At 61.1% G+C, this 21,716-nt stretch carries 23 protein-coding genes; 14 read left to right on the top strand and 9 right to left on the bottom strand.

The features are described 5' to 3' along the window. Positions 1–9 precede the first annotated feature (9 nt). From JNJ45_00930 to JNJ45_00920, 3 genes are read right to left on the bottom strand one after another with little or no spacing between them, the layout of a single operon-like run. Positions 10–660 carry a hypothetical protein gene (locus JNJ45_00930; protein MBL8047220.1) on the bottom strand — a complete coding sequence of 217 codons (651 nt, stop codon included), beginning with the start codon at positions 658–660 and terminating at the stop codon, positions 10–12. Then, positions 657–1,424 carry a hypothetical protein gene (locus JNJ45_00925; GenBank protein ID MBL8047219.1) on the bottom strand — a complete coding sequence of 256 codons (768 nt, stop codon included), beginning with the start codon at positions 1,422–1,424 and terminating at the stop codon, positions 657–659. Before JNJ45_00925 ends, JNJ45_00930 begins: the two co-directional genes overlap by 4 nt. Next, positions 1,421–2,212 carry a hypothetical protein gene (locus JNJ45_00920; protein MBL8047218.1) on the bottom strand — a complete coding sequence of 264 codons (792 nt, stop codon included), beginning with the start codon at positions 2,210–2,212 and terminating at the stop codon, positions 1,421–1,423. The genes JNJ45_00925 and JNJ45_00920 overlap by 4 nt, the downstream gene beginning before the upstream one ends. Positions 2,213–2,305: 93 nt before the next feature. On the opposite strand from JNJ45_00920, the gene JNJ45_00915 reads away from it, so the two are divergent. Both JNJ45_00915 and JNJ45_00910 read left to right on the top strand, forming a co-directional pair. Continuing rightward, complete coding sequence (locus tag JNJ45_00915; GenBank protein ID MBL8047217.1) at positions 2,306–3,934, top strand: CTP synthase; 1,629 nt, start codon at positions 2,306–2,308, stop codon at positions 3,932–3,934. Continuing rightward, complete coding sequence (locus JNJ45_00910) at positions 3,924–5,159, top strand: aminopeptidase P N-terminal domain-containing protein (protein ID MBL8047216.1); 1,236 nt, start codon at positions 3,924–3,926, stop codon at positions 5,157–5,159. The genes JNJ45_00915 and JNJ45_00910 overlap by 11 nt, the downstream gene beginning before the upstream one ends. On the opposite strand, the gene JNJ45_00905 is transcribed toward JNJ45_00910, so the two are convergent. Next, entirely contained in the window at positions 5,140–5,508 is a 369-nt protein-coding gene (locus JNJ45_00905; protein ID MBL8047215.1) for a hypothetical protein, read from the bottom strand. The genes JNJ45_00910 and JNJ45_00905 overlap by 20 nt on opposite strands. Positions 5,509–5,566: 58 nt before the next feature. Here JNJ45_00905 and JNJ45_00900 point away from each other — a divergent pair, with 58 nt between their 5' ends. From JNJ45_00900 to JNJ45_00870, 7 genes are read left to right on the top strand one after another with little or no spacing between them, the layout of a single operon-like run. Then, the gene (locus tag JNJ45_00900) at positions 5,567–6,637 is read left to right on the top strand and encodes a glycosyltransferase family 4 protein (GenBank protein MBL8047214.1); all 1,071 of its coding nucleotides are present in this window, start codon (positions 5,567–5,569) and stop codon (positions 6,635–6,637) included. Continuing rightward, on the top strand, positions 6,609–6,803 hold the full coding sequence (locus tag JNJ45_00895; GenBank protein MBL8047213.1) for a hypothetical protein: 195 nt from the start codon (positions 6,609–6,611) through the stop codon (positions 6,801–6,803). The genes JNJ45_00900 and JNJ45_00895 overlap by 29 nt, the downstream gene beginning before the upstream one ends. Then, complete coding sequence (gene aroQ / locus JNJ45_00890) at positions 6,790–7,245, top strand: type II 3-dehydroquinate dehydratase (GenBank protein MBL8047212.1); 456 nt, start codon at positions 6,790–6,792, stop codon at positions 7,243–7,245. Before JNJ45_00895 ends, aroQ begins: the two co-directional genes overlap by 14 nt. Further along, positions 7,242–8,312, top strand: a complete 1,071-nt coding sequence (locus JNJ45_00885) for an aminopeptidase P family protein (GenBank protein ID MBL8047211.1) — start codon at positions 7,242–7,244, stop codon at positions 8,310–8,312. Before aroQ ends, JNJ45_00885 begins: the two co-directional genes overlap by 4 nt. 5 nt (positions 8,313–8,317) lie before the next feature. Next, positions 8,318–9,166: a hypothetical protein gene (locus JNJ45_00880; protein ID MBL8047210.1), complete on the top strand. Its 849-nt coding sequence runs from the start codon at positions 8,318–8,320 to the stop codon at positions 9,164–9,166. 47 nt (positions 9,167–9,213) lie between these two features. Beyond that, positions 9,214–10,371, top strand: coding sequence for a saccharopine dehydrogenase NADP-binding domain-containing protein (locus tag JNJ45_00875; protein MBL8047209.1), 1,158 nt, complete (start codon positions 9,214–9,216; stop codon positions 10,369–10,371). Between the two features lie 48 nt (positions 10,372–10,419). Beyond that, positions 10,420–11,175, top strand: a complete 756-nt coding sequence (locus JNJ45_00870; GenBank protein MBL8047208.1) for a TatD family hydrolase — start codon at positions 10,420–10,422, stop codon at positions 11,173–11,175. Here JNJ45_00870 and JNJ45_00865 read toward each other — a convergent pair. Next, entirely contained in the window at positions 11,172–11,378 is a 207-nt protein-coding gene (locus tag JNJ45_00865) for a hypothetical protein (protein ID MBL8047207.1), read from the bottom strand. The two genes, JNJ45_00870 and JNJ45_00865, sit on opposite strands and share 4 nt — an antisense overlap. A gap of 27 nt (positions 11,379–11,405) precedes the next feature. Between JNJ45_00865 and JNJ45_00860 the strand changes: the two genes are divergently transcribed. Further along, positions 11,406–13,040 (top strand): DUF5107 domain-containing protein, encoded by a 1,635-nt coding sequence (locus tag JNJ45_00860; GenBank protein ID MBL8047206.1) that lies wholly within the window; start codon positions 11,406–11,408, stop codon positions 13,038–13,040. On the opposite strand, the gene JNJ45_00855 is transcribed toward JNJ45_00860, so the two are convergent. Both JNJ45_00855 and JNJ45_00850 read right to left on the bottom strand, forming a co-directional pair. Then, on the bottom strand, positions 13,024–13,797 hold the full coding sequence (locus tag JNJ45_00855) for an MBL fold metallo-hydrolase (protein MBL8047205.1): 774 nt from the start codon (positions 13,795–13,797) through the stop codon (positions 13,024–13,026). The two genes, JNJ45_00860 and JNJ45_00855, sit on opposite strands and share 17 nt — an antisense overlap. Positions 13,798–13,823: 26 nt before the next feature. Beyond that, positions 13,824–16,787, bottom strand: a complete 2,964-nt coding sequence (locus tag JNJ45_00850) for a cadherin-like domain-containing protein (protein MBL8047204.1) — start codon at positions 16,785–16,787, stop codon at positions 13,824–13,826. Positions 16,788–16,878: 91 nt separating this feature from the next. On the opposite strand from JNJ45_00850, the gene JNJ45_00845 reads away from it, so the two are divergent. Genes JNJ45_00845 through JNJ45_00835 form a run of 3 tightly spaced genes read left to right on the top strand, consistent with a single transcriptional unit; the run spans position 16,879 to position 19,272 of the window. Then, a complete protein-coding gene (locus JNJ45_00845; GenBank protein ID MBL8047203.1) occupies positions 16,879–17,505 on the top strand; it encodes a hypothetical protein in 627 nt (208 codons plus the stop codon). Continuing rightward, complete coding sequence (locus JNJ45_00840) at positions 17,502–18,431, top strand: HTTM domain-containing protein (GenBank protein MBL8047202.1); 930 nt, start codon at positions 17,502–17,504, stop codon at positions 18,429–18,431. Before JNJ45_00845 ends, JNJ45_00840 begins: the two co-directional genes overlap by 4 nt. Next, complete coding sequence (locus tag JNJ45_00835) at positions 18,400–19,272, top strand: hypothetical protein (GenBank protein MBL8047201.1); 873 nt, start codon at positions 18,400–18,402, stop codon at positions 19,270–19,272. The genes JNJ45_00840 and JNJ45_00835 overlap by 32 nt, the downstream gene beginning before the upstream one ends. Here the strand turns inward: JNJ45_00835 and JNJ45_00830 are convergent. Further along, positions 19,269–20,375, bottom strand: coding sequence for a DegT/DnrJ/EryC1/StrS family aminotransferase (locus JNJ45_00830; GenBank protein ID MBL8047200.1), 1,107 nt, complete (start codon positions 20,373–20,375; stop codon positions 19,269–19,271). The two genes, JNJ45_00835 and JNJ45_00830, sit on opposite strands and share 4 nt — an antisense overlap. Before the next feature lie 49 nt (positions 20,376–20,424). On the opposite strand from JNJ45_00830, the gene maf reads away from it, so the two are divergent. After that, the gene (gene maf / locus JNJ45_00825) at positions 20,425–21,000 is read left to right on the top strand and encodes a septum formation inhibitor Maf (GenBank protein ID MBL8047199.1); all 576 of its coding nucleotides are present in this window, start codon (positions 20,425–20,427) and stop codon (positions 20,998–21,000) included. Here the strand turns inward: maf and JNJ45_00820 are convergent. Beyond that, on the bottom strand, positions 20,997–21,698 hold the full coding sequence (locus JNJ45_00820) for a CoA transferase subunit A (protein MBL8047198.1): 702 nt from the start codon (positions 21,696–21,698) through the stop codon (positions 20,997–20,999). The two genes, maf and JNJ45_00820, sit on opposite strands and share 4 nt — an antisense overlap. Positions 21,699–21,716: the final 18 nt, after the last annotated feature.

Genomic DNA, 21,716 nt, shown 5'->3' with positions numbered 1-21,716 from the left:
CGAGTCGCCCTAAAGCGGCTGGACGACGGCGCGACGCGCTTGCTCGACCAGCCGCTTGGCGATTTTTTCGGTCAGCGATTTTGGGCGCCACGTCGGCGTGCGCTTGGGTCCGGCGATCTCAAAGTACAGTCCGGCGGCCGCCAAAAACGACCCCGCTTCGCTCGCATGGTTGCCGTCCTCGGCCCATAGGGCGAGGTCCTTAAACTCGGCCAGCACGGGCTTCCACGCCTGATTCAGGCGACTGACCGGAATGTCCGTCGCGTCCGACGTGGCGCGGTATTCGCTGAGAATCCATTGCGATTCGTCCCAGCCCCGGCGAGGCCATTCGGCGAAGAACACCACCTGCTCGGCGTTGACCTTGGCTAGTTTGCCGATCGTCACCGCGCCCGCGTGGTCGTAGCGGTACTTGTGCGAGCTGCTAAGCTTGAGACCCTGAAGAACGATGGCGCGCCACTTGCGCGACTTGACCAAGCCCTGGATTCCAGTGTGCGACCCAAATGACTCCAGATATTCCAACCCGCGCGACTCAACGAGCACGGTTCGCTTGGAGCCATCTGACTCGAGCAGTCGCCGAAGCATGCCCGGCAGGTCGTTGCTCATGGTGTGCGAGTTGCCGAGCATGAGAATCGGCAGCGGGGCGAAAAGCGTGGCAAGAATCATGGCTCAGTTTCGATGGGTGGCGGTCCGGTCACGCGCTTGGTCGCAAAAGGAACCAGCAACACACCCACCAACCAGCTACCCAAGATGGAGTAGTTGAAATCGCGATAGGTTCGGCTGAGTTCGGCGTAGCTCGTCACTACCGGACTTGGGTACTGCGGCGGCGCGGCCATGGCGTTGTCGCGGTTGCGAATGGCGTTGGCCACGTCCTGGGGAATCATGTCGGGGACGGTCATGCCGCGTCGCCGCAATTCGCGTTGCTCGCTTTCCATTTGGTAGAGCATGTCGCTGGTGATTCCGCGGTAGCGCATGGGCACCTTTTCGGCGAGTTGGCGGGCATTCTCCCGCCGCTGGCTCTCGACAACGGCCGTTCGCTGATAGTCGTCGCGCATGGACTTTTGCATGAGATCCTGCGCTTGCCAAATGATCAGTAACACCAACAAGACTTCTGGCCCCAGGCTCATCGCGACTTTACGGTACGGTCGTCGTAGCCAACTGGCTTGCACTGCCCCGCCGACCAACGCCACGACAAATGCGGACGCCAAACCGAGCGCGACGAAGATCAACACGGTCATCGCGTTCATCGCGGCGTCGCCGCCCTTGGTGAATGTGGCGAAGATCAACAGCAGCATGGCGATGCCGCTTAGCGCCAGAACGCCGTATGAAATGACCTGTCCCGCCTTTGACACTGAGGTCCAAAATCGACGGCGCAACCCAAACCCAATGGCCGCGACAAGCACGCCGATGACGACGCCGACCAGGTTCATTTTTGCAGGCCTTTGCGCAGGTCCTCAATCGGTGATTGATCGTTCACGAGCAAGCCCGAGAGCGGTCGATCGAGATCCAAAATGGTGTACACAACTCCACTGACGAGTACGGCGGTGAGAATGGTACTCAGCCCCAGCCGGCGTCCATGGATGCCCGAGCTCAGCCCGAGCAGCACATGCCCTAGCCCGGCGGAAAAGAACAGCAAGATGTAAATCGTGGTCGGCACCCGATTGCGGCGGTTTGCCACCCGCTCGCCGTGAAGGTCAATCAGGTCGTTCATCGCCGAAACAAACTGTCCCGTGGGCACCGGCTCTGGTCGCAGCTTTTCGGCGGCGACCACGGTTTTCCAAAGACTGCGTTGCAAGCGCACAAACTCGGCTTCCATGTCCTTGGCGTCGGCGGCATTGTGGCTCCGACCAAACCGCGAGCAAACCATGATGTAGCTCTCCAAGTCCGTTCGCGCTCGCTCATTCAACGGCGACGGCAACATTTCGGCGCGCAACAACGCGGTGCCAATGGCATTCGCCTCGCGGACCACGAGCTTTTGCCGCGCCTCGAAACGCCCGGCGGCGAGGGCAAACGTAAAGCCCAAAAGCAGCGCCATAAGGCCGAGCATTGCGCCCAAAACGTTGCTGAGGTGCGACTTTTGGTCGGCTTCGTCGCCCGGCTTCTGGCGCTCGTAATGGCCCGAGAGCATGCCGACGAACGCGCAGACGAGCAGAAATCCGCCCAGGCCCAGCGCCACCGTCAGCGGCTCCGCGTCGTACAGCCAACTCAGATAAATCACCCAAATAGCATACGCCTTTGCGAGGGGGCCGGGTAACATTCCTTGTCCCGCACGCGCTCCCGCGCGATTTTCCGCGAGACTAGGTTTCGAGCGATGACGAAGTACATCTTTGTAACGGGCGGGGTTGTAAGCTCCATTGGCAAAGGCATTGCCACCGCAAGCCTCGGACGGCTCTTGCGGAATCGCGGATTCTCGGTGGCGCCCGTCAAGCTCGACCCGTACCTCAACGTGGACGCCGGGACGATGAACCCGTATCAGCATGGCGAAGTCTTTGTCACCGAAGATGGCGCGGAAACCGACCTCGACTTGGGCCACTACGAGCGGTTTATGGACGTCGCTTGTTCGGAAGGCTCCAGCATCACCGCGGGCAAAGTCTATCGGGGCGTGATCGAGCGCGAGCGTCGCGGCGACTACCTCGGCGGAACCGTGCAAGTCATCCCGCATATCACCAACGAGATCAAAGATCGCATCAAGGCGATTGCCCAACAGCAAGAGGCGGACATCGTCATTGCCGAAGTCGGCGGCACCGTCGGCGACATCGAGAGCCTGCCGTTTATGGAGGCCATCCGCCAAATGCGCAAGGACGTCGGCGTGGAGAACACGATGTACGTGCACGTGACGCTGGTGCCGACGATCGGCCCGTGGGGCGAAATCAAGACCAAGCCCACCCAACACAGCGTCATCAACCTCCGCGAAATCGGGATCAGCCCCGACGTGCTGATTTGCCGCACCGAAGAGCCGCTGCCTTCCGACGTGAAGGACAAGATCAGCCACTTCTGCGACGTGCCGATTGAGGCCGTCATTGACTCGCTGACCGTGCAAACGATTTACGAAGTGCCGATCAAGTACGAGGAAGTTGGCCTCGGCCAGCTCGTGTGCGATCGCCTGAACCTGGAGCAGCGCGCGAACAGCTTGGCCGAATGGCGCAAGATGGTGGACACCCTGAAAAACCCGACCGACACGGTGCGCATCGGCATGGTCGGCAAGTACACCGACAACGGCGACGCCTACAAATCCATCGGTGAATCGCTTATCCACGCCGGAATTCCGCACGAGTGCAAGGTGGAAATCGAGTGGATCGAAAGCGACCTCTTTGAGCAGATTGAAGACCCCGTTTCCTTGGTCAAAAACCTCGACGGGCTCGTCGTAGGTCCGGGCTTTGGCTCGCGCGGCATCGAAGGCAAAATCGCCGCCGTGAAATACGCCCGCGAAAACGGTTTGCCGTTCCTCGGCATTTGCCTTGGCATGCAGATGGCGGTCATCGAGTTTGCCCGCAACGTGTGCAGCATGAAGGGCGCGAACTCGGAGGAAATGGATCCCGAGACCCGCTACCCGGTGGTGCACCTGTTACCCGATCAGCATGGCGTGACCACCAAAGGCGGCACCATGCGTCTGGGCAGCTTCCCTTGCCACGTCACGGTTGGCACTCTCGCCCACAAGCTGTACGGCTCCACCCGCATCACCGACCGGCATCGTCACCGCTACGAGCTTAATAACGAGTTCCGCGAGGACCTCATCGAAAAGGGCTTGGTGATGTGCGGCGTGTCGCCCGACTATCGGTTGGTGGAAATGATCGAGCTCCCCACGCACCCCTACTTCATCGCAACGCAAGCGCACCCCGAGTTCAAGTCGCGGCCCAACCGTCCGCACCCGCTGTTCAGCGGCCTGGTCGAATCGGCCCTCAACCGCAAGAAGCAAACCGCGAGCGCCGATGTTCAGTAAGCAAGCTCTCGACGCTCGACGGCAACGCGTCGCCGACCACCTCGGTTTGGGCGACCAAACGCTGGTCATTCACGCCGGGACGCCCATCGGCATTCCCGCGCACATGGACCAGACCTACAACTTTGTGCCGCACTCCGACTACGTGTGGCTGACGGGTTTGCGCCGTCCCGGCGGCGCGATTGTCTTTGATCGCGCGCGAGGCTGGGAACACTTCGTCGTGCCCGTAAGCGAGGCCGAACGCGTATGGGAGGGCGTCACGCAAGAACCCGAAGGACGCAACATTACCGAGCTTGACCATTACGTGTCGGGCGGCGGACGCGCCATCCATTTGGGCGGCCACGACACCTCGCCGACGCGCGAGTTCGAAGCCGAGCTTTGGCACATCCGCCGCCCGAAAGACGGCGAAGAGATTGCCCTCATGCGACAAGCCGCCGAGGCGACTCGGGCGGGCCACGCTCGCGCGGCCGAACTCGCCCACCCCGGCATCACCGAGCATCAGCTCAAGGTCGAGATGGAATCGGAGTTCATGCGTAACGGCGCAACCGGCACCGGCTACGGCTCAATCGTCGGGTTCGGCGACCATGCCGCCGTGCTGCACTTTCAACCCACGCATCGTCAGTTGCGAGACGAGGAACTCGTGCTCATTGACGCGGGCGCCCAGGCGCACGGCTACGTGATTGACGTGACGCGCACCTACCGGTGCAACTCGGCCACGCAGCAAGAGCTCTACGCGATTGTCCGCCAGGCGCTCACTGAGTGCAACGCCATGTGCACCCCCGGAACCGAATGGGTGGACGTGCATCGCCATGCGAACATGGTGATCGCCGACGGCCTGCATCAGATGGGCGTTCTGAATGTAAACGCCGAACTCGCCTGCGAAAGCGGCGCGGTGGCCACGTTTATGCCGCATGGCGTCGGGCACGCGGTGGGGTTAGGCGTGCGCGATTGTAGCGGACCGCTCCCGGGTCGCGAACCGGGCAGCGCATGCGGCAGCAATGTCCGCTGCAACTTCCCGCTCGCGCCGGGCTATGTCATGACCGTGGAGCCGGGTTGCTACTTCGTCGCGCCGCTCTTGCACAACGCAGAGCGCCGCGCGAAATTTGCCACTGAAATCAATTGGGATCGCGCCGAATCGCTCATCCCACTCGGCGGAGTGCGCCTTGAGGACAATCTGCTCGTCACCGAAGGCGAGCCGCAGAACCTGACTAGTTCGATCCCGTTGTAGACGCGGCCTGATCGCGATACCACTGGCTTCCGGTGGACGTCGCGTTCGGGCGTGGCTTGCGCGGGGGCGGGGGAGCCTTCGCGGCCGGATCCAAAGCGATCGGACGGTTGCCAGCCTTCTTCATTTCGGCCGCAGCCGCGGCCATCGAAGCTTTCTTGTCATCGGAATTTGTAGGCGTGGCCACGTTGGTCGGCGCTTGTTGCTCGTGACCGTGGTCATCCACGATCTTCTCGGCCTGGGGATTTTTGTTGAAGAAGCCCTGGTCCCGGAGTGACATGGCCATGGCGATGCCGGCAAAGACCAGCAGTCCGATCCACATCGCCATCTGGTTGTTTCGCTTTTTCTTCATAATCCTAGAATTCTCGGTTGATTATACGCCCCGAGCCACGAGTTCTATGTCAAATCCCGTGATTGCAATTGATGCGCGCCTATGTGGGACGCAGAACACGGGCGACTCGGTCCATTGGAACGGCATCCTGGCCGGGCTTAACGAGCTCAACCTCGCGGCGACGTTCCTCCTTTTTGTCAACCACGAGCCCGCGCCAACAGTTCCCCTCGGACCCGACTTTCGCGTGGTGCGGGTGCCAGCCCGCAATTCTCGCTGGTGGAGCTTGTGGACGTTTCCCATGGCGGCGCGGCGCATGGGCGCGCAAGTGCTGCACACCCAATACTCGCTGTCGCCCTTGGCCCGAGGTGGCGTTTCCACTATCCACGACATGAGCGTGTTCGCCGGCCCGGAATGGTTTTTGCCCCGCGACCGCATGATTCTGCAGCGCAGCATCCCGGCCGCGGTGCGCACTGCCAAGGCGGTGGTCGCCGTCAGCCACACGAGCCTCGCCGAACTGGAGAAGTACGTGCCCGGAGCGGGGGCCAAGACTTCGGTCGTTTACAACGCGTTGCCCGTCGGGTTTCGGCCCATCCCGCGCGAGGAGGCCAAGCGGATAGTGGCCGACAAGTTGGGCATTACCGAGCCGTTCTTGCTCACCGTCGGCACCCGCTGGCCGCGCAAAAACATGGCGTTGGCCATCCAGGCGTTTACCCTCAGTGAGCGCGCACAGCACCTTGTCGTGACGGGCAAGGCGGGTTGGGGAGAGGAGAACATTCCGCCACGTACCACCGTGACCGGTTACGTGCCCGACGAGCTGATGCCCGCGCTTTACGCCGCCGCCGACCTTTATCTCGCGCCGAGCCGCTACGAGGGCTTCGGCATTCCGCTGCTGGAGGCATGGGCATGCGATTGCCCGGTGCTCTGCAGCGCGGGGCCGGGATTCCCGGAGGTGGCGGGCGACGCCGCGGCCATTGAGCCAAGTTGGGAGGCTCGCGACTGGGCGGCAAGAATCGACACGCTGCTCGCCGATTCCGGTACAGTTCAAGCATTGCGCGAACGGGGTCGCGCTCGCCTCGCCGAGTTTAGTTGGCGAACGAGCGCCCAGGTGCTTTGGGAAACATATGAACGAGTCATCCGCGCTCAAGCCTGAGTTGTTGAGCGTCCTCGCGTGTCCGCGTTGCGATTCGCGGCCCGCGCTCCGGCTCGAAGGCGAGGAGCTTGTGTGCTCGCTCTGCGCTACCCGCTACCCCATCGTCAACGGCATTCCGCATTTGATTCCGCCCGAACTTTCGTCCGAAAACCATGGCCACCAATAACGTCAAAATCCTTATCCTGCACGGTCCGAACCTGAATCTCACCGGGTTCCGCGAGCCCGACCTTTACGGCAAGATTCCGCTCGAAGACGTGGACGCCATGATTCAAGAGGCCGCCGCGACCATGCAAATCGAGGTTCGGATTCTGCAATCCAACCACGAAGGTGTGCTGATCGACGCGATTCAGGACAGCCGCAAGTGGGCCAACGGCATCATCATCAACGCCGGCGGATTGACGCACTATTCGATTAGCCTACGCGACGCCTTGGTCAGCGTCCGCATGCCGGTCGTCGAGGTTCACCTTAGCAACATTCACAACCGCGAGGAGTTCCGCCGCCACAGCGTCATCGCGCCGATCAGCATTGGACAAATTGTAGGTTTCGGCGGCAAAGGCTATGTGTTGGCTCTCGAAGCGCTGCGCGACTTCGTAAAGGAGGTGGTATGAGCAGCAACCTGGAACGAACCCTCGCCCGCATGGCGGACAACAACGTGGAGGCCATGTTGGTCTCCGACATCGGCAACGTCCGCTGGCTGACCGGCTTCACGGGATCATTTGGCTTCGCGGTTTGCTCGGCCAACGGCAACATCTTTATCTCCGACGCCCGCTACTCGGTGCAGGCTCACGAGCAGGTGACAAACATGGAGGTGGTGATCTTCGCCACGCCGCAAAAAGTGTTGGACGTGCTCGCCGCGGCCGTGAAGAAACTCGGCGTCAGCAAGCTGGGTTTCGAAGGTTCGGTGACCTACGCGACTTGGGCCGAGTGGACCAAGGGACTCGGCGGCGTTACGCTGGAACCTCAAAGCAACATCATCGCGCCGTTGCGGATGATCAAGACCGCGGACGAGATTGCCGCGGTTACGGAAGCCTGTAAACTCGCCGACGCGTGTTTCGACCACGTGCAGCGCATGCTGAAGCCGGGCGTGGTGGAGTTTGATATCGCGCTCGATATCGAGTTCTTTTTCCGCCGGCACCGCGCTACGCTGGCGTTCGATGTCATCGCCGTGAGCGGCCCCAACTCGGCGAAGCCGCACGGAAAGCCCACCGAGAAGAAGCTGGAAGTCGGCGACTTTCTCACCCTCGACTTTGGCTGCGGCATCCGCGGTTATCACTCGGACATCACCCGCACGGTTGTGATCGGCGAGACTAGCGACAAGCACAAACAGATTTATAATCGCGTCCTGGAGTCGCAGGTCGCCGCCATCGAGGCGATGCGTCCCGGCGCCAACGGCCGCGATGTAGACATTCTGGTTCGCGAGATTTTGGACAAGGACGACCTAAGCCAATATTTTGGTCACGGACTTGGCCACGGATTGGGCAGCGCGGTGCACGACATGGGTCGGCTCAGCATGACCACCGATCAACCGATTGAAGTGGGCCAAATTTGGACTATCGAGCCCGGCGTCTACCTGGATGGTTGGGGCGGCGTGCGGATTGAAGACGACATCGTGATCACCGAATCGGGCTGCGACATCCTCACCACTTCGCCGAAAGAACTCATGGTCTGCGGCTAACCCGCGTGGACGCGCTCGCCGTTGTCGACCGGATTACGCTCCGCGCAGGCGGACGCGAGATTTCGGGTCGCCTCGAAGTCGGGTCGCTCGTGGCCGTGCTCAGCCCGCAGGACGCGACTGCGCTTCGGTTTTTGGAAGCTCTTGCGCTCGACGACCGCGTGTTTCGCTACGGACGATTCGCGACTCCGGCGACCGACTTTGCGCCGCGGATGACCGTGCAGGCGGCGGTCGCGAAGGCAGGCGACCTCGCCGTGACTCGGATTGAAGTCAGCGAAGCGCTGGTGCTGGCCGGAGTGGATGGCATCCGCCGGCAACACGCGCGCGAGCACAAGGGTCCGCGGCTGGAACTCGCGCAGGCGGTGACCAATCGGGCCGACCTGATGATCCTGCCCTATTCGCTGGACACGCTCACGCCGTGGGAGCTTGAGCCGGTCCTCGCCGCCGTGCGCGGGGATCGCTCCGTCCTGGTGGCCACGCGCCGCCTGGACGTGTTAGAACTCGCCGACACCGTGATCGTGCTGCACGAGGATCAACTCGCGTTCTGGGGGAGCCTCGACCAATTGCGGCGGGCCGTGTTGCCCCCGACCTACCGGCTTGTCGCCAAGGACGCCAGCGCCGCGCGCGGCATCGTCGAATCGTTCCGCGTGCAGATGACCGAAACCCCCGACGGCTGGGTGTTTCGCAGCGAGCATGGCCAGGAGATTGCCGCCAAACTCCTCACCCAAGGGTACGGTCGCATCGAAGCGGTCATCGAGCGATTGCCAAGCCTCAAAGACGTGCTCCAAGCGGTGATTGAGCACGCCGAACGCGGGGTCCCCTTGGGCCGAAAAAGCCGCCCCTCGGGTATCATTTGAACTGAAAACGGTTGTCCATCCTCGGACAACGGAGTCTTCGAGGACCTATGAAATTCACTTATGCTGTGCTCGGCGCGGGCATGCAAGGGACGGCTGCGGCCTACGACCTTGCCAAGTTCTGCGACGCCAAGTTGATCAAAATGGGCGATACGTCCATGGACCAGGCCAATAAGGCCACTGCCCGCGTGAATATGCTCACCGGCACCGCCCTCTGCGAAGCATCGCAGGTGAATGCGCTGGACCCCGCCAGCCTTGGCAAGTTTCTGGAGGGCGTTGACGTTCTCCTTAGCTGCGTTCCTTACTGGATGCACCCGAAAATCGCGAAGATTGCGATTGAGTGCGGCGTGAGCATGTGCGACCTCGGCGGCAACACCGAAGTCACCATGGAAACCCTGCACATGGATGCCGCCGCAAAGTCGGCCGGCGTGACGCTGGTGCCGGACACCGGCCTTGCTCCCGGTCTCGTCAACTCGCTTGGCCTCGCGCTGATCGAGCAAATGGACGAAGCCGACGACGTGCGCATGTACTGCGGCGTCCTTCCGCAAAACCCGGTTCCGCCGCTGAACTACAAGGTCACCTTTAACGTGGAAGGCCTGGTGACGGAGTACGACTACGAAGCCGTCGCGCTGCGCGATCGCGAGATCACGATGGTGCCGACGCTCACCGAACTGGAAGAGCTCGACATCAAGGGCGCCAAGATGGAAGCCTTCGTGACCTCTGGTGGCACCTCCACCGCGCCCTACACCCTCAAGGACCAGGGCAAGGTGAAGAACTACCAATACAAAACGATCCGCTTCCCGGGTCACTGCGAACGCATTAAGCTGTTCAAGGACTTCGGCTTCTGGAACGAAAACGAGATCGAAGTGAAGGGCGTGAAGGTTCGACCGAAGGACGTGTTCAACGAAGTGTTCGGCCCCGAACTCGCGAAGTTTGTTGACCGCGACCAGTGCTTCGTGCGGGCCGTGGCGCATGGCAAGAAGGATGGCAAGGACGTCACCAAGCAGATTGACATTCACGACAAGGAGTGCGAGCGCACCGGCTTTACTTCGATGGAGCGCCTGACCGGCTTCTCCATGGCGATCTACGCCAAGGAAATCGCCGAGAAGAACGTTCCGGCGGGCGCGATCCGCTACGAAAACGCGGTCACGGGCACCAAGTTCGTGGAAGAAATCCAAAAGCGCGGCGTCGAGCTGACGTTTAGCTAACCATTTGGTTGATTATCCCTGGCGAAGTTCGCCAGGGATTTTTGTTTTATGATCGACACCCACTGCCACCTTTACATGGCCGACTACTTTCCCGATCCCGCGCGGGTGGTGGATGAGGCGGCGCAGGCCGGTGTTCACCAAATGGTTGTCATCGGCATCGACTCGGAGACCAGTCGCCAGGCCGTGGAGTTAGCCGACCGTTTCCCTGAAGTTTATGCAACCGTGGGTTGGCATCCAACCAACGCCGCGACTTACACGAGCGCGGAATTGCGGGTGCTGGAGGAACTTGTCGGGCACGAAAAAGTGGTGGCCGTCGGCGAGATTGGCTACGACTTTTATTGGGATAAGGCGACCCCCGAGGAGCAGGATGTCTGCTTCGCGGAGCAGTACGAATTCGCGATGTCAGTTCAAAAGCCGCTCATTTTCCATTGCCGCGAGGCTTACGCTTACCAAATCGAACGGCTGGAGCGATTGCCGCCGCACCCCTTCGTCTTTCACTGTTTCGCCGGAGACGCGGCGCAAGCGCAGTGGACGTTCGATCGAGGCGGCTACATCGGCGTGGATGGCCCGATCACCTATCCCAAGTCGCAAGACCTGCGCGACCTGATCCAATCCGCGCCGCGCGATCGCGTGCTCATCGAGACCGACGCCCCGTTTTTGTCGCCGCAAAAGTTTCGCGGCAAGACCAATCAACCGGCATACGTACGGTTTGTCAACCAAATGGTGAGTAATCTGTGGGACGTCCATCCGGACGAAGGCGAAAGAATTCTCGACGGCAACGCTCGTCGCTTCTTCGGAATCTAGCGCTCGTAGCTACGAGGCGATTTCTTGTCGTCGGAGTTGGCTTCTTCCAGTTGGCGCTTTACGGCCTCGGTGGTAGATTCCACTTTTTCGATCACTTGGGTCTCGCCGAGCTTGGGGCCCACGTAGAAGTATCCTGCCGCACCAAGGGCGGCCGGAACCACAATCCACTTGACTAAACCGATGACGACGCGACGACCTTCCATAACGACTGGTACATTAGTTTAACTCCAATGCCCGTTCAAGTGTTTCCCGATGTGCTCGATTGCGAGTTAGAAGTCGCGCGCGTGGAGAGCGGCGTTCCCGCCGCAAACTGGACGAACTACCCCTTTCCGCCGGTCGTGGGCACCGGGCAATCTGGCCCGCAAAGCATCCGAACGGTCGTTTTGGAAAACGAGCTACTTCGCGTGACGGTGGCCGTGGACTTGGGTGGTCGCATTTTGGAGGTGCTCGATAAGCGCACCGGCACCGAGCTGCTGCCAAAGGTCAATGCGCTGACTCTGGCCGGACTCGCGACCACGGGCGTGCAGTGGGCAGTCGGCCCAGATGTCCGCCCGACCGCCACCGGCCCGATGCACTGGATGATGCAAGAGCCCGAAGACGACGACGACGCGGGCGAACTGCGGCTCTTCGAACTGATTCCGGGCGCTCATCTGAGCCTCGCCGTGACGCTCACTTTGCAGCCCGAGGAAGCGGTTTTGGCTTGGGAGATGCGGGTGCACAACCGCGGATTTCGATCGTTGGAGATTTGGCCGGGCCTGAGGTTTCCGGGGGAAACGAGCCTCGATAGTAAGCGACGAGCCGGGTTCGCGGTGGTTGATGAGGATTGCGCATTCGACCAGCCGTACCAACGGCACCAGATGCTAGGGCCGCGGGAAAGCGCGGTGCTACGCGCTAAGTTGGTCGCCGTTTCCGGGACGAGCGAATTGAGCGAGGTCAATCTCGCGGGCTCAATCCACCTGCAAGCCGACCAAGTCTTTGTGCAGCTCAGCTGGCCACCCGAGGACGCGGAACTGCACTTGCAAGCGCGTAGTCATCAGGCGTTCAAATCTCCCCTGCAACTGGACCAGTCGCTCACCGCCCGGATTCCGCTGACCGGCGATGTGGCCAACCCCGCGCGCGTAATTGTCACGGCCGGGGGGCAGCCGATTCTCGGCGCGACGCCCGAAAGCCGCCCGCTAAGCCCCAACCGCAAACCCGCCTTGCAGCCTGCCATCCAAACGCCCGAGACCGAAGAAGAACTGTCGATTGCCACGCGCGAGGCAGGCCTCCGCGGCGCGGCTTATGCGCGGCTGGGGCAATTGGCCGCCGCCGCCGAAAACTGGCCGCTGGCCGCCGAGCGATTTGAGGCCGCGCTGATGTTCAACGGCGACGACCCACTCGCGTGGGCGGATCGCGCGCTGTGCGACCGACATCTTGCCCCCGACGAGCAATCGCAGGCGCTGCTGAACGCGCACTTCCTCAGCCCGATGGAGCCGATGCTCCGAGCGGCGGCGTTTTTGGCGCAGCCGGGCGGTTTCAGCGCTGATCCGCATCCTCTGGTTGCGCCGCTCGCCGAAGATCCCGAAGCGCTCATCGATGTCGCGGTTAGGCTGCTGGAACTCGGTCAGTGGGTGGACGCGGGCCGATGGATTGATGAGGCCCTCCGGCATCGTCCCCTGGCCCTGCTCAAGATTCTGCAGGCATACCTGCTGCAGTTCCGCAGTAACATGGCCGCCGAGGCGGCGGGGCTTGTTCGTGACTTGGAAACCCTGCCGATCGAGCCGCCCTACCCGTGGCACCCGACGGTGCTAAGCGCCCTCAAAGAACTGAGCGACAAGTTTCCCGACTCGCCAGCCCTGCAAAAGTGGGTCAAAAAAGAATTCTGAGACCGTCGTAGGCGAGGCTGATTCCCGCCGGAAGTTCGGCGGTCACCACCTGGTAGTCGTAATCGTGACTCAGGTGCGTAAAGTAGGTTTGGCGGGCACCGAGTTGCCGAGCCACCTCCACCGCCTTTTCAAAATGAAAGTGGTTTGGGTGCGGCTTGTACCGCACGGCGTCCAAAATCAACGTGTCCAAGTCTTGCAGTCGTGCCCACGCCGCGGGTGGGATGTCGCTGACGTCGGTCACGTAGGCAAAGCCGGCAACGCGCAGCGCCACGCACCGCATGGTGGGGCCATGCATCACGGTAAGAGTTTCGATCTCCATGCCGCCGACCTCAATCACGGCGGGCACATCTTGCAGGTCAAACCGCGGCACCTCCACTCCTACCGGAAAATCGGCGAACGCATAAGGGTAAATCCGCCGAATATCGGCTTGAACTTCCGGCCACGCGTACACCGGAAAGGGCCGTCGGTACTTGAGCGAAAACGAGCGCAGATCATCCATGCCCATGATGTGATCGGCATGCGAGTGCGTGATCAGCGCGGCTTCGAGATCAGAAATTCCGGCTCGCAACAGCTGGATCCGGAAATCGGGACCGCAATCCACCTGAAAGTTCCCCGTCGGACCGCACAACAGAATGCTGGGGCGCAGGCGGTGGTTGCGCGGATCAGCGAGAAAACTCGCCGGGTAATCGAAGCCAAGGACCGGGACCCCAGTTGAGGTTCCCGATCCCAGGATGATGGCTTCGCCTTGCGGATTCATGAGTGGCGGGGCGTGCGCCCCACCATTCAATTATCCCCGCTCAGATCGAACGATGTCGCAAGGATGGTGTAGTCGGCGATGTCCACCAGGCCGTCGCCGTTCAGGTCTTCCGGTCCGGACGTCGCCAGGTCGAAGGCCGCTGCGAGCAGCGAGTAGTCGGCAATGTCAACGATGTTGTCGCCATTCACGTCGCCGTTCGTCAGGGTTCCGTTGAGGCCACTTGCCGCCGTCGCCGAGAAGGCTCGGTTGGTCAGTCGCTTGGCCAACCAGTGCGAACCCTTGACGCGGACGTCGTAGTTGCCGGCTGCCAGCGGCGAACCGAGGGTGAACGAGTAGTTCCCCGAACCATCGAGCACCGCCGAACCGCTTCGCAGCACGGTGTTTCCACCCACGGCGTACACTTCAATCGTGATCAGTTGACCGGCCGGACTCACCGAGAACTGGTCGAGCGTAATGTTGCCCGTCAGCACTTGGTCGGAGGCGGGAACGGTCAGATTCACGGTCGTGATTCCGCTGTTCAGCGCCGTATCGGTGGCTCGGTAAGTGAACGAATCCACGCCCGAGAAACCGCCGTTCGGCGTGTAGGTGAACTGGCCGTTCGTACCCAGCGAGAGGGTTCCGTTCGGAGTGGTTGAGACCAGCGTCGCTTGCAGCGGGTCGCTGTCCGGATCAGTGTCGTTGGCCAAGACCGAAATGGCCGAATTGTAGGTTGCGGCGCTCGGCAAGGTGTAAGCGTCGTTGTTACCCACCGGAGTGCCATTCGTGCGGAGCGCAAACGTCGTGGTCTTGCTGTAGCTTTGACCCGTTCGTGTGAGCGTCAGGGTCACGGTGCCGCCCGTTGCCGGACCGGTGGTCGTGATCGCGAAGTTCTTGCTGGTTTCGCCGGCGGCAAACACCACCGTGGCGGGGACCGTCACGTTCGCGTTGTTATCCGAAAGGTTAAACGTGAGTCCACCTGTCGGAGCCGGACCACTGAGGTTCACCGTACCCGTGCCGCTTGCACCCGCCAAGATCGTGGCCGGAGCCGCGGTGATGGCAACCGAGTTGCTTTCGTTGATCGTCAGGGCGGCATTGTTCACATCAAAGAAGATGTTGCCGACCGCTTCGACCGAGAAGCGACCCGTAGTCGTGGCACCCCAAGGAGCATTGATCGTTTCTGATCCGTCGTTCGGCGTGCTGGCGATAATCGTCTCGACGCCGGTACCCGAATCGAAGTTAGTCCCGCTGGTTCGCGAGAACACGATGCGAACGTTGCTGGCGACCGAGCCGCCACCCACGTTCCAGGTGATCGTTTGCGGAGTACCTGCATTCCACGTCGTCGCCGTATTTTGCGAGGTCACGCTAAACGCGGTGCCCGTTGCGGTGATCGTTGTCGAGTCTTGGTTATTCTCGCCGCCACCTGCCCGGTTATCGCGGACCAAGCAACGGAAGATCATGGTGCGAGCGACCGTTGGCAAGACTTCCCATGGCGTGGCTGAATTATTCAGAATCGCCGTCAAATTCGGGAAGGTGCGATAAGGATTCGTGCTCGGGTTGAAACTTCGGAACAGCACGCCCGTGCTGGTGTTGGTTGCCGCGGTCGTGCTGCCGAGGTTGTACTGTTCCCAACAATAGGTCAACGCGTCGCCATTAGCGTCGGTAGCCGAACCGGTCAAGCGGAAAGGCGTGCCCAGCGGGATCGTGTAGTCAGCACCAGCATTTACTACCGGAGCGGCGTTGCCGTTGGCCGCGGCGCTACCGCCCGACCCAGCGTTATTGCGCCAAGCTACGATTTGGTCCACGCTGCGCGTGTGGAAATAGGCGTCCGAGTTCGTTTGCAGGTCATCGGTTCCGCAGATGCCAGCATAGGCCATGATCGTCGAACCAGAACCCGGTTCGTATGCACTCGATGCCGAGCGGTTGCCGCCCGCGCAACTGCCTACAGAACCGTTAAACGTATGCGCGCCACCGAATTGGTGCCCCATTTCGTGGGCAACGTAATCAATGTCAAACGCGTCACCCGTTGGGGAGGGTCCCCCGGTGACGCCGCGCGCCTTATTGCCGGCGACGCCGACAACCCCAAGTCCAGCGACGCCGCCGCCACCCGTGCTGAACACGTGACCAATGTCGTAGTTAGCTGTTCCCGGGTTTGTGTCGCACTGCGTTTGGTTCTGACCTAACATGGTCGAACCGTTGGTGTTGGTGAACGGATCCGAGCCGATGAACGGATTGAGCAGGTTCAACGACATGCGGATGCCGAAATCCTTTTCGTAAATGCCATTCACGCGGTTCATCGAGACCGTCATCGAACTTTGAGCCGAAGCAACTGTGCCACCGCGGGCCGCGGTGTACTCAATGGTGCCGTTCAGTGCCAGACGGTAAGTCTTGAGGTTGCTGCCGACCGCATCAAAGTGGATGGTGCCGGTCGCCGGGTTTGGTGCGAACGGATCGTTCTCGGAAAGGTCGATCTCGTCGGTCACGCCGCAGATTAGCGAGTTGGTTCCGCGTCGCAGGTTTTTGCGATTGTAGACGTAGTAGTCGCTCGTGTTGCCCCAGGCCACCGGGTCGATAAATTCGTCGCCATTGACCGCGTCAATGGTCGAGTGGAAGCCAATGTCGGTAAAGCCAAGGCGCACGGTTTCCACCGGGTTGGCCGGATTGTAGCCGTAATAAAACTTGTAGGTCGGATGCTGCTGTCGCAGTTCGTCGGAGAGCAGGTTGTACTCCGTGACCAAGAACGTGCTGGTGGTGCCATCGGCCCGCGGAACGGAGATCGCCTTGGGCTTGCCCGTTGTGTGACCACCGCGGTCGAACGCCGCGCCAGCCACTGAATCCCGCAACGATTTGAGGTCAGCCGTAACAAGACGGTAACTCGAAAGGCGGCTGATCGTCTCACTTGCATTGGCAGGCGGCAGGTTCAGCTGGGTGTCTCGCCACCCCTTACCCTCTTGTGCGGACGCGATACTCGCGAGCGCAACTAAGCACATCGGAAACAAAAATTGCTGATTCATGGACATATTGACCACCTTTTTGTGAGGTTCGTTCAAAAGTTTACGGCAAAAAACTAGCCAACGCAAATTTCGCCATACTAGGTTTTGAGGAATGCAAGGCAAATCGGTTCGATGGCCCATCAAGGTGTGGTTCGTGTTTCACGCCGTGCTCATCACGCTTTGGAGCATCCCGAAAGCGCCGCCGCCTCTGCGAATTCACAACGACCCCCTTGCCACCGCGGCCGAACGGCAGCGCGCGCCGCAGCCTAATCTGCAAGAGCAGATGTACCTGTGGAATGACCGCGTCATCCGCGCCGGTCCGCTTTCCTACTACATCATCTCGACCGGCTTTTGGCAGTACTGGGACATGTTTGCGCCCAACCCCTCGAACATGGATTGCCACATGGAGTACGAGGTCATCTACACCGACGGCTCCTCTGAGCGGCGGAATTTCTACCGCATCTACGCCATGGGGCAGATCGACAAGTTTCTTCACGAGCGATTCCGCAAGTACGTCGAGCGCTTGATTCCGGAAAGCGCGTTTTACCTATGGCCTGGCCTCGCCAAGCGACTGGCGTACGAGTCTTACGAACGCCGTCGCGTGATGCCCTCACGGGTCCGACTCATCCTCGTCACGAGCAACGTGGCCTACGGTCGCCCGAAGCCTCCAATGCGCGAGATCGAGTTCTACCACCACGTGGTGAACCCCAAGGACGTACTGGGCATGGAGTACCGATGAAGGCAATTCTGGCCAAGCTGGACGAAGGTCTCTTCGGCTGGGGATCGCCCTTGGCGATGGGCGTGTACCGGATCTTGCTTGGCGTTGCGCACCTCGCTAACTGGGCGATCATCGGCCAGCACTTTGAGCAATTTTTCACCGAAAAGGGCTTGGTGACCAAGGACCTTGCCGCCCGATTCAACGGCGATGTATGGCGATTCAACCCGCTCATGAGCACGCCCGACAACGTGACCCGGCTGCTTTACGTGGTCATGATCCTCAGCGCGGTTTGCGTGATGATTGGGCTGTTCACGCGGGTTAGTTCGGTGCTTCTGGCGTTGCTGACCATCGCGTTCCATGTGCGGAATCCAGTCCTGCTGCACGGCGGCGACACGCTGCTGCGCAACATGACGATCCTCATGGCGCTTGCCCCGGCCGGAGCCGCGCTTTCCGTGGACGCCTTCCTGCGTCGCCGCCGAGGTGAGGAGCCGATTGGGTCGGTCAGCCTTTGGCCGCAGCGAATGATGGCCTTGCAACTGGCTGTGGTGTATGTCACCTCGGTCGTGCAAAAGTGGAACGGCGAAAGCTGGAAGAACGGCACCGCCACCTGGTACCCGCCGCAGCTCACCGAATTCCAGCGCTTCCCCGTTCCCGCCTTCCTCGACACGCAGCCCTGGCTGACCATCACGAGCTACGGGACCATGCTGTTGGAGGTCGCCCTGGGGACGCTCGTTTTTTGGAAACCAGCGCGCCGATACGTCGTGCTCGGTGGTCTGTTACTGCACGGTAGTATTGAATGGAGATTTAATATTCCGCTTTTTGCGTTCACCATCTGCTCTTGCTACGTTCTTTATTATTCGGGGGAGGAGTGGAGTCAGACCCTGATGAGAATTCGAAAGCGTTGGAATCGAGGAAATGAACAAGCTCCGTCAGATGTTCCGCTTTAGCAAGCCGGCGACGCCCGGGTTTGGCATCAGCAGCGGCTTCTATCTGATGACGTTCATTCCAACCACGGCTCTGCCCACGCCGCACCAACTGGCCAATCCCGAAGGCGCCGATGGCGCGGAAGTCGGCCTGATTGTGCCGCTCGAGCATGGCGCGGTGAAGACTTCTCTGACCCAGCCGATGCACGTCGGCAGCTACGGCATCGTGAGCCCCGACAAAAAGTCCATGCTTCACATGGCGATCACCAATTTGGGCCAGAGCACCGGTTTCGACCCGCGCGTGGCAGCCGACACGCGCGAAGCCGGGCACTTGCTCTCGCCGGAAGTGCGCGAAGTGATGCGCGCCACCTGGCTGATTGCTCAATTCAAATTCAAGTCACACGACGCGATGGTTCGCCCGGCCATTCGGCAGGTGTATGGACTCGCCGCGCGCCTGGCCGAACTCACCGGCGGCATCGTCTGCGACCCGCTGGCCCAACGCTACAGCATGGGCCCGGATGCCCGCGTGAGCGAGGACCTCTACCCCTCGGAACTCTTGTCTTTTCACGAGCGTAACGGCAAGCTCATGACCAAGGGCATGTCGAAGTTCGGGCTCCCGGAAATGAGCATCGCGGGGTATTCGGAAGAGAATCGCGAGCGCGCCCGCGAAACCCTCGAGTGGTGTTGCCTGAAGTTTTTCCGCTCGCTGCCTCTGTCGGTTGGCGACCGCCCCAAGGGGCACAACCACACCTTCATGGTGGTGCAGGACGCCGACGTCCCCGCCGGGGGCTACCCCACCTTGGAACTGATCCCGCACTCCGCCACGTCGGTGGACGAAGTGCTGGAAGACTTCTTTAGCGCTTAGCTCGCGTAGAACTCGCGGATGCAGTGCGTGACCCACTCCACCTGCTTGTTGGTGAGGTGCGGATGGATCGGCAAGCTGAGGCATTGCAGCGAAATGCGCTCCGTCTCGGACAGATCGCCCTTGCCAAAGCCCAGGTATTTGTACGGCTCGTGGTAGTGCAGCGGCACCGGGTAGTAAATCATCGAGTCGATTTCCTGCTCCTTGAGGAACGCTTGCAACGCGTCGCGGCGGTCGCTGAGAATCGTGTACTGGTGGTAGCAGTGGTTGTTGCCGGGCAGAATCGTAGGCTTGACCACGTCGGTGTGCGCTAGGTCTACATCGTAGATCTTGGCGAGCTCTTGGCGGCGGGCCGTCCAGTGCGGAAGGCGCTTAAGCTTGTGTCGCAACACGCACGCTTGCAACTCGGCCATGCGGCTGGTGTAGCCAATGGCGTCGTAGTAGTAGCGCTCCTTGCCCATGCCGTGGATGCGCAGCGAGCGGCAACCCTCGTTGATCGCGTCGGAATCGGTGAGGATCAGACCGCCATCGCCAGCCGCGCCGAGGTTCTTGGTGACGTAAAAACTGAGCCCTCCGCCGACGCCCCAGCAACCCGCATAGCGGCCGTTGTGGTGGCTTTCCATGGCTTGGGCGGCGTCTTCCACCAGCACCAATCCGCGCTCCTCGCAAAGAGCCGCGATCGGAGCAATATCGCAAAGTTGGCCGAACAGGTGGACGGGCATAACCGCCTTGGTCCGCTCGGTAATCGCCGGCTCGATGGTCTCGCGAGTGATGGCGAAGCTCTTCTCATCGATGTCCACAAACACCGGTCGCGCGCCGACTTGGATGATAGTTTCGATCGTCGCTACGAAGCTAAATGCGCTCGTGATGACCTCGTCGCCGGGGCCCACGCCCGCCGCTTGAAGCAGAATCCGCAGAGCGTCGGTTCCCGAGTTCACCGCGATGCCGTGCTTGGCGTGGTGCGAGGCCGCAATTTCCTCTTCCAGACCCTTGTTGTGCTTGCCCACGACGTAGGCGGCCGTGCGCAAAATCTCAAGAATCTCCGGCTCGCCTTCGGATTGGATTTCCGAATATTGGGCGGGTAGGTCAAGGAAAGGAACTCGCATGGTGAAATTGTGACACTTTTCCGAGAGTCGCCCCGGCCATACTTTCGGGGTGCGCCCCCCGAACCTGAAATGGCCCGTCATCCTCGCAAGCGGATCGCCGCGACGCCGCGAGTTGCTCGCTTCGCTGGGCGTGGAATTCACCGTGGTTTCGCCCGAAGTGGACGAAACGCAGTTGGCGGATGAGGCACCGGCCGCGACCGCCGCACGGCTGGCTCGGGACAAGGCGTTTGCCGTGTTCGACGCGCACGACGACAGCCTGGTGATCGCGGGCGACACCGTGGTGGAACTCGACGGCGAATCCCTGGCCAAACCGACTGACGCCGCCGACGCGGCGCGTATGCTGAGCTTGCTTTCGGGTCGGACCCACCGCGTCACGACCGCGCTGGTCCTGCGTTGGCCCAAGGGATTTCAGGCGATTCAGGATACGACCGAAGTCACGTTTCGCGAACTAACCGCCACGGAAATTGAGAGCTACGTGGCCACCGGCGAACCGCTCGATAAGGCGGGCGGCTACGCGATTCAGGGCGGTGCGCGCAAGTTCGTCACCGAAATCCGCGGCTCCGAATCGAACGTGATCGGCCTGCCGATCGAGCTGCTGCAGGACGCCCTGCGCGACGTGCGTTAGGCGCGTTCGCGGGTGGTCAGGCGCTCGATTCGCTTTTCGTAGTTGGTGCCTACGATCAGGCGATCGACGTAGATACCCGGCGTGTGAATGTGGTCCGAATCGAGCTCGCCGACCTCGACCAATTCCTCCACTTCGGCCACGCAAACCTTGCCTGCCGTCGCCATCATCGGGTTAAAGTTGCGCGCGGTCTTGCGGAACACCAGGTTCCCCGAGCGGTCGGCCTTCCACGCCTTCACGAGGCTGAGATCGGCGCGCAAACCGCTTTCCATGACGTACCATTCACCATCAAACTGGCGCGTTTCCTTGCCATCGGCAACCACGGTGCCATAACCGGTTTTGGTGAAGAACGCGGGAATGCCCGCGCCCCCGGCGCGGATCCGCTCGGCCAATGTGCCCTGCGGATTGAACTCAAGTTCGAGTTCGCCGCTCAGGAATTGCCGCTCAAACTCGGCATTCTCGCCGACATAGCTTGAGATCATCTTGCGAATCTGGCGGGTTTGCAAAAGCAAGCCCATCCCGAAGTCATCCACGCCGCAGTTGTTGGAGATGACAGTGATGTCCTTGACGCCCGTGTCGCGCAACGCGACGATCAGGTGCTCCGAGATTCCGCAGAGGCCGAAGCCGCCGCTCATGACGGTCATGCCGTCGAAAACCAGCCCCTCCAGCGCGGCGGTGGCATTGGGAAACAGCTTATTCATGCCGTTATTATGGGCCGG

The organism is Chthonomonas sp., from assembly GCA_016788425.1.
GTDB lineage: Bacteria > Armatimonadota > Fimbriimonadia > Fimbriimonadales > Fimbriimonadaceae > JAEURQ01.
The sequence above is the reverse complement of the archived record's forward strand: the minus strand, read 5'-3'. Positions and strand labels throughout refer to the sequence as shown.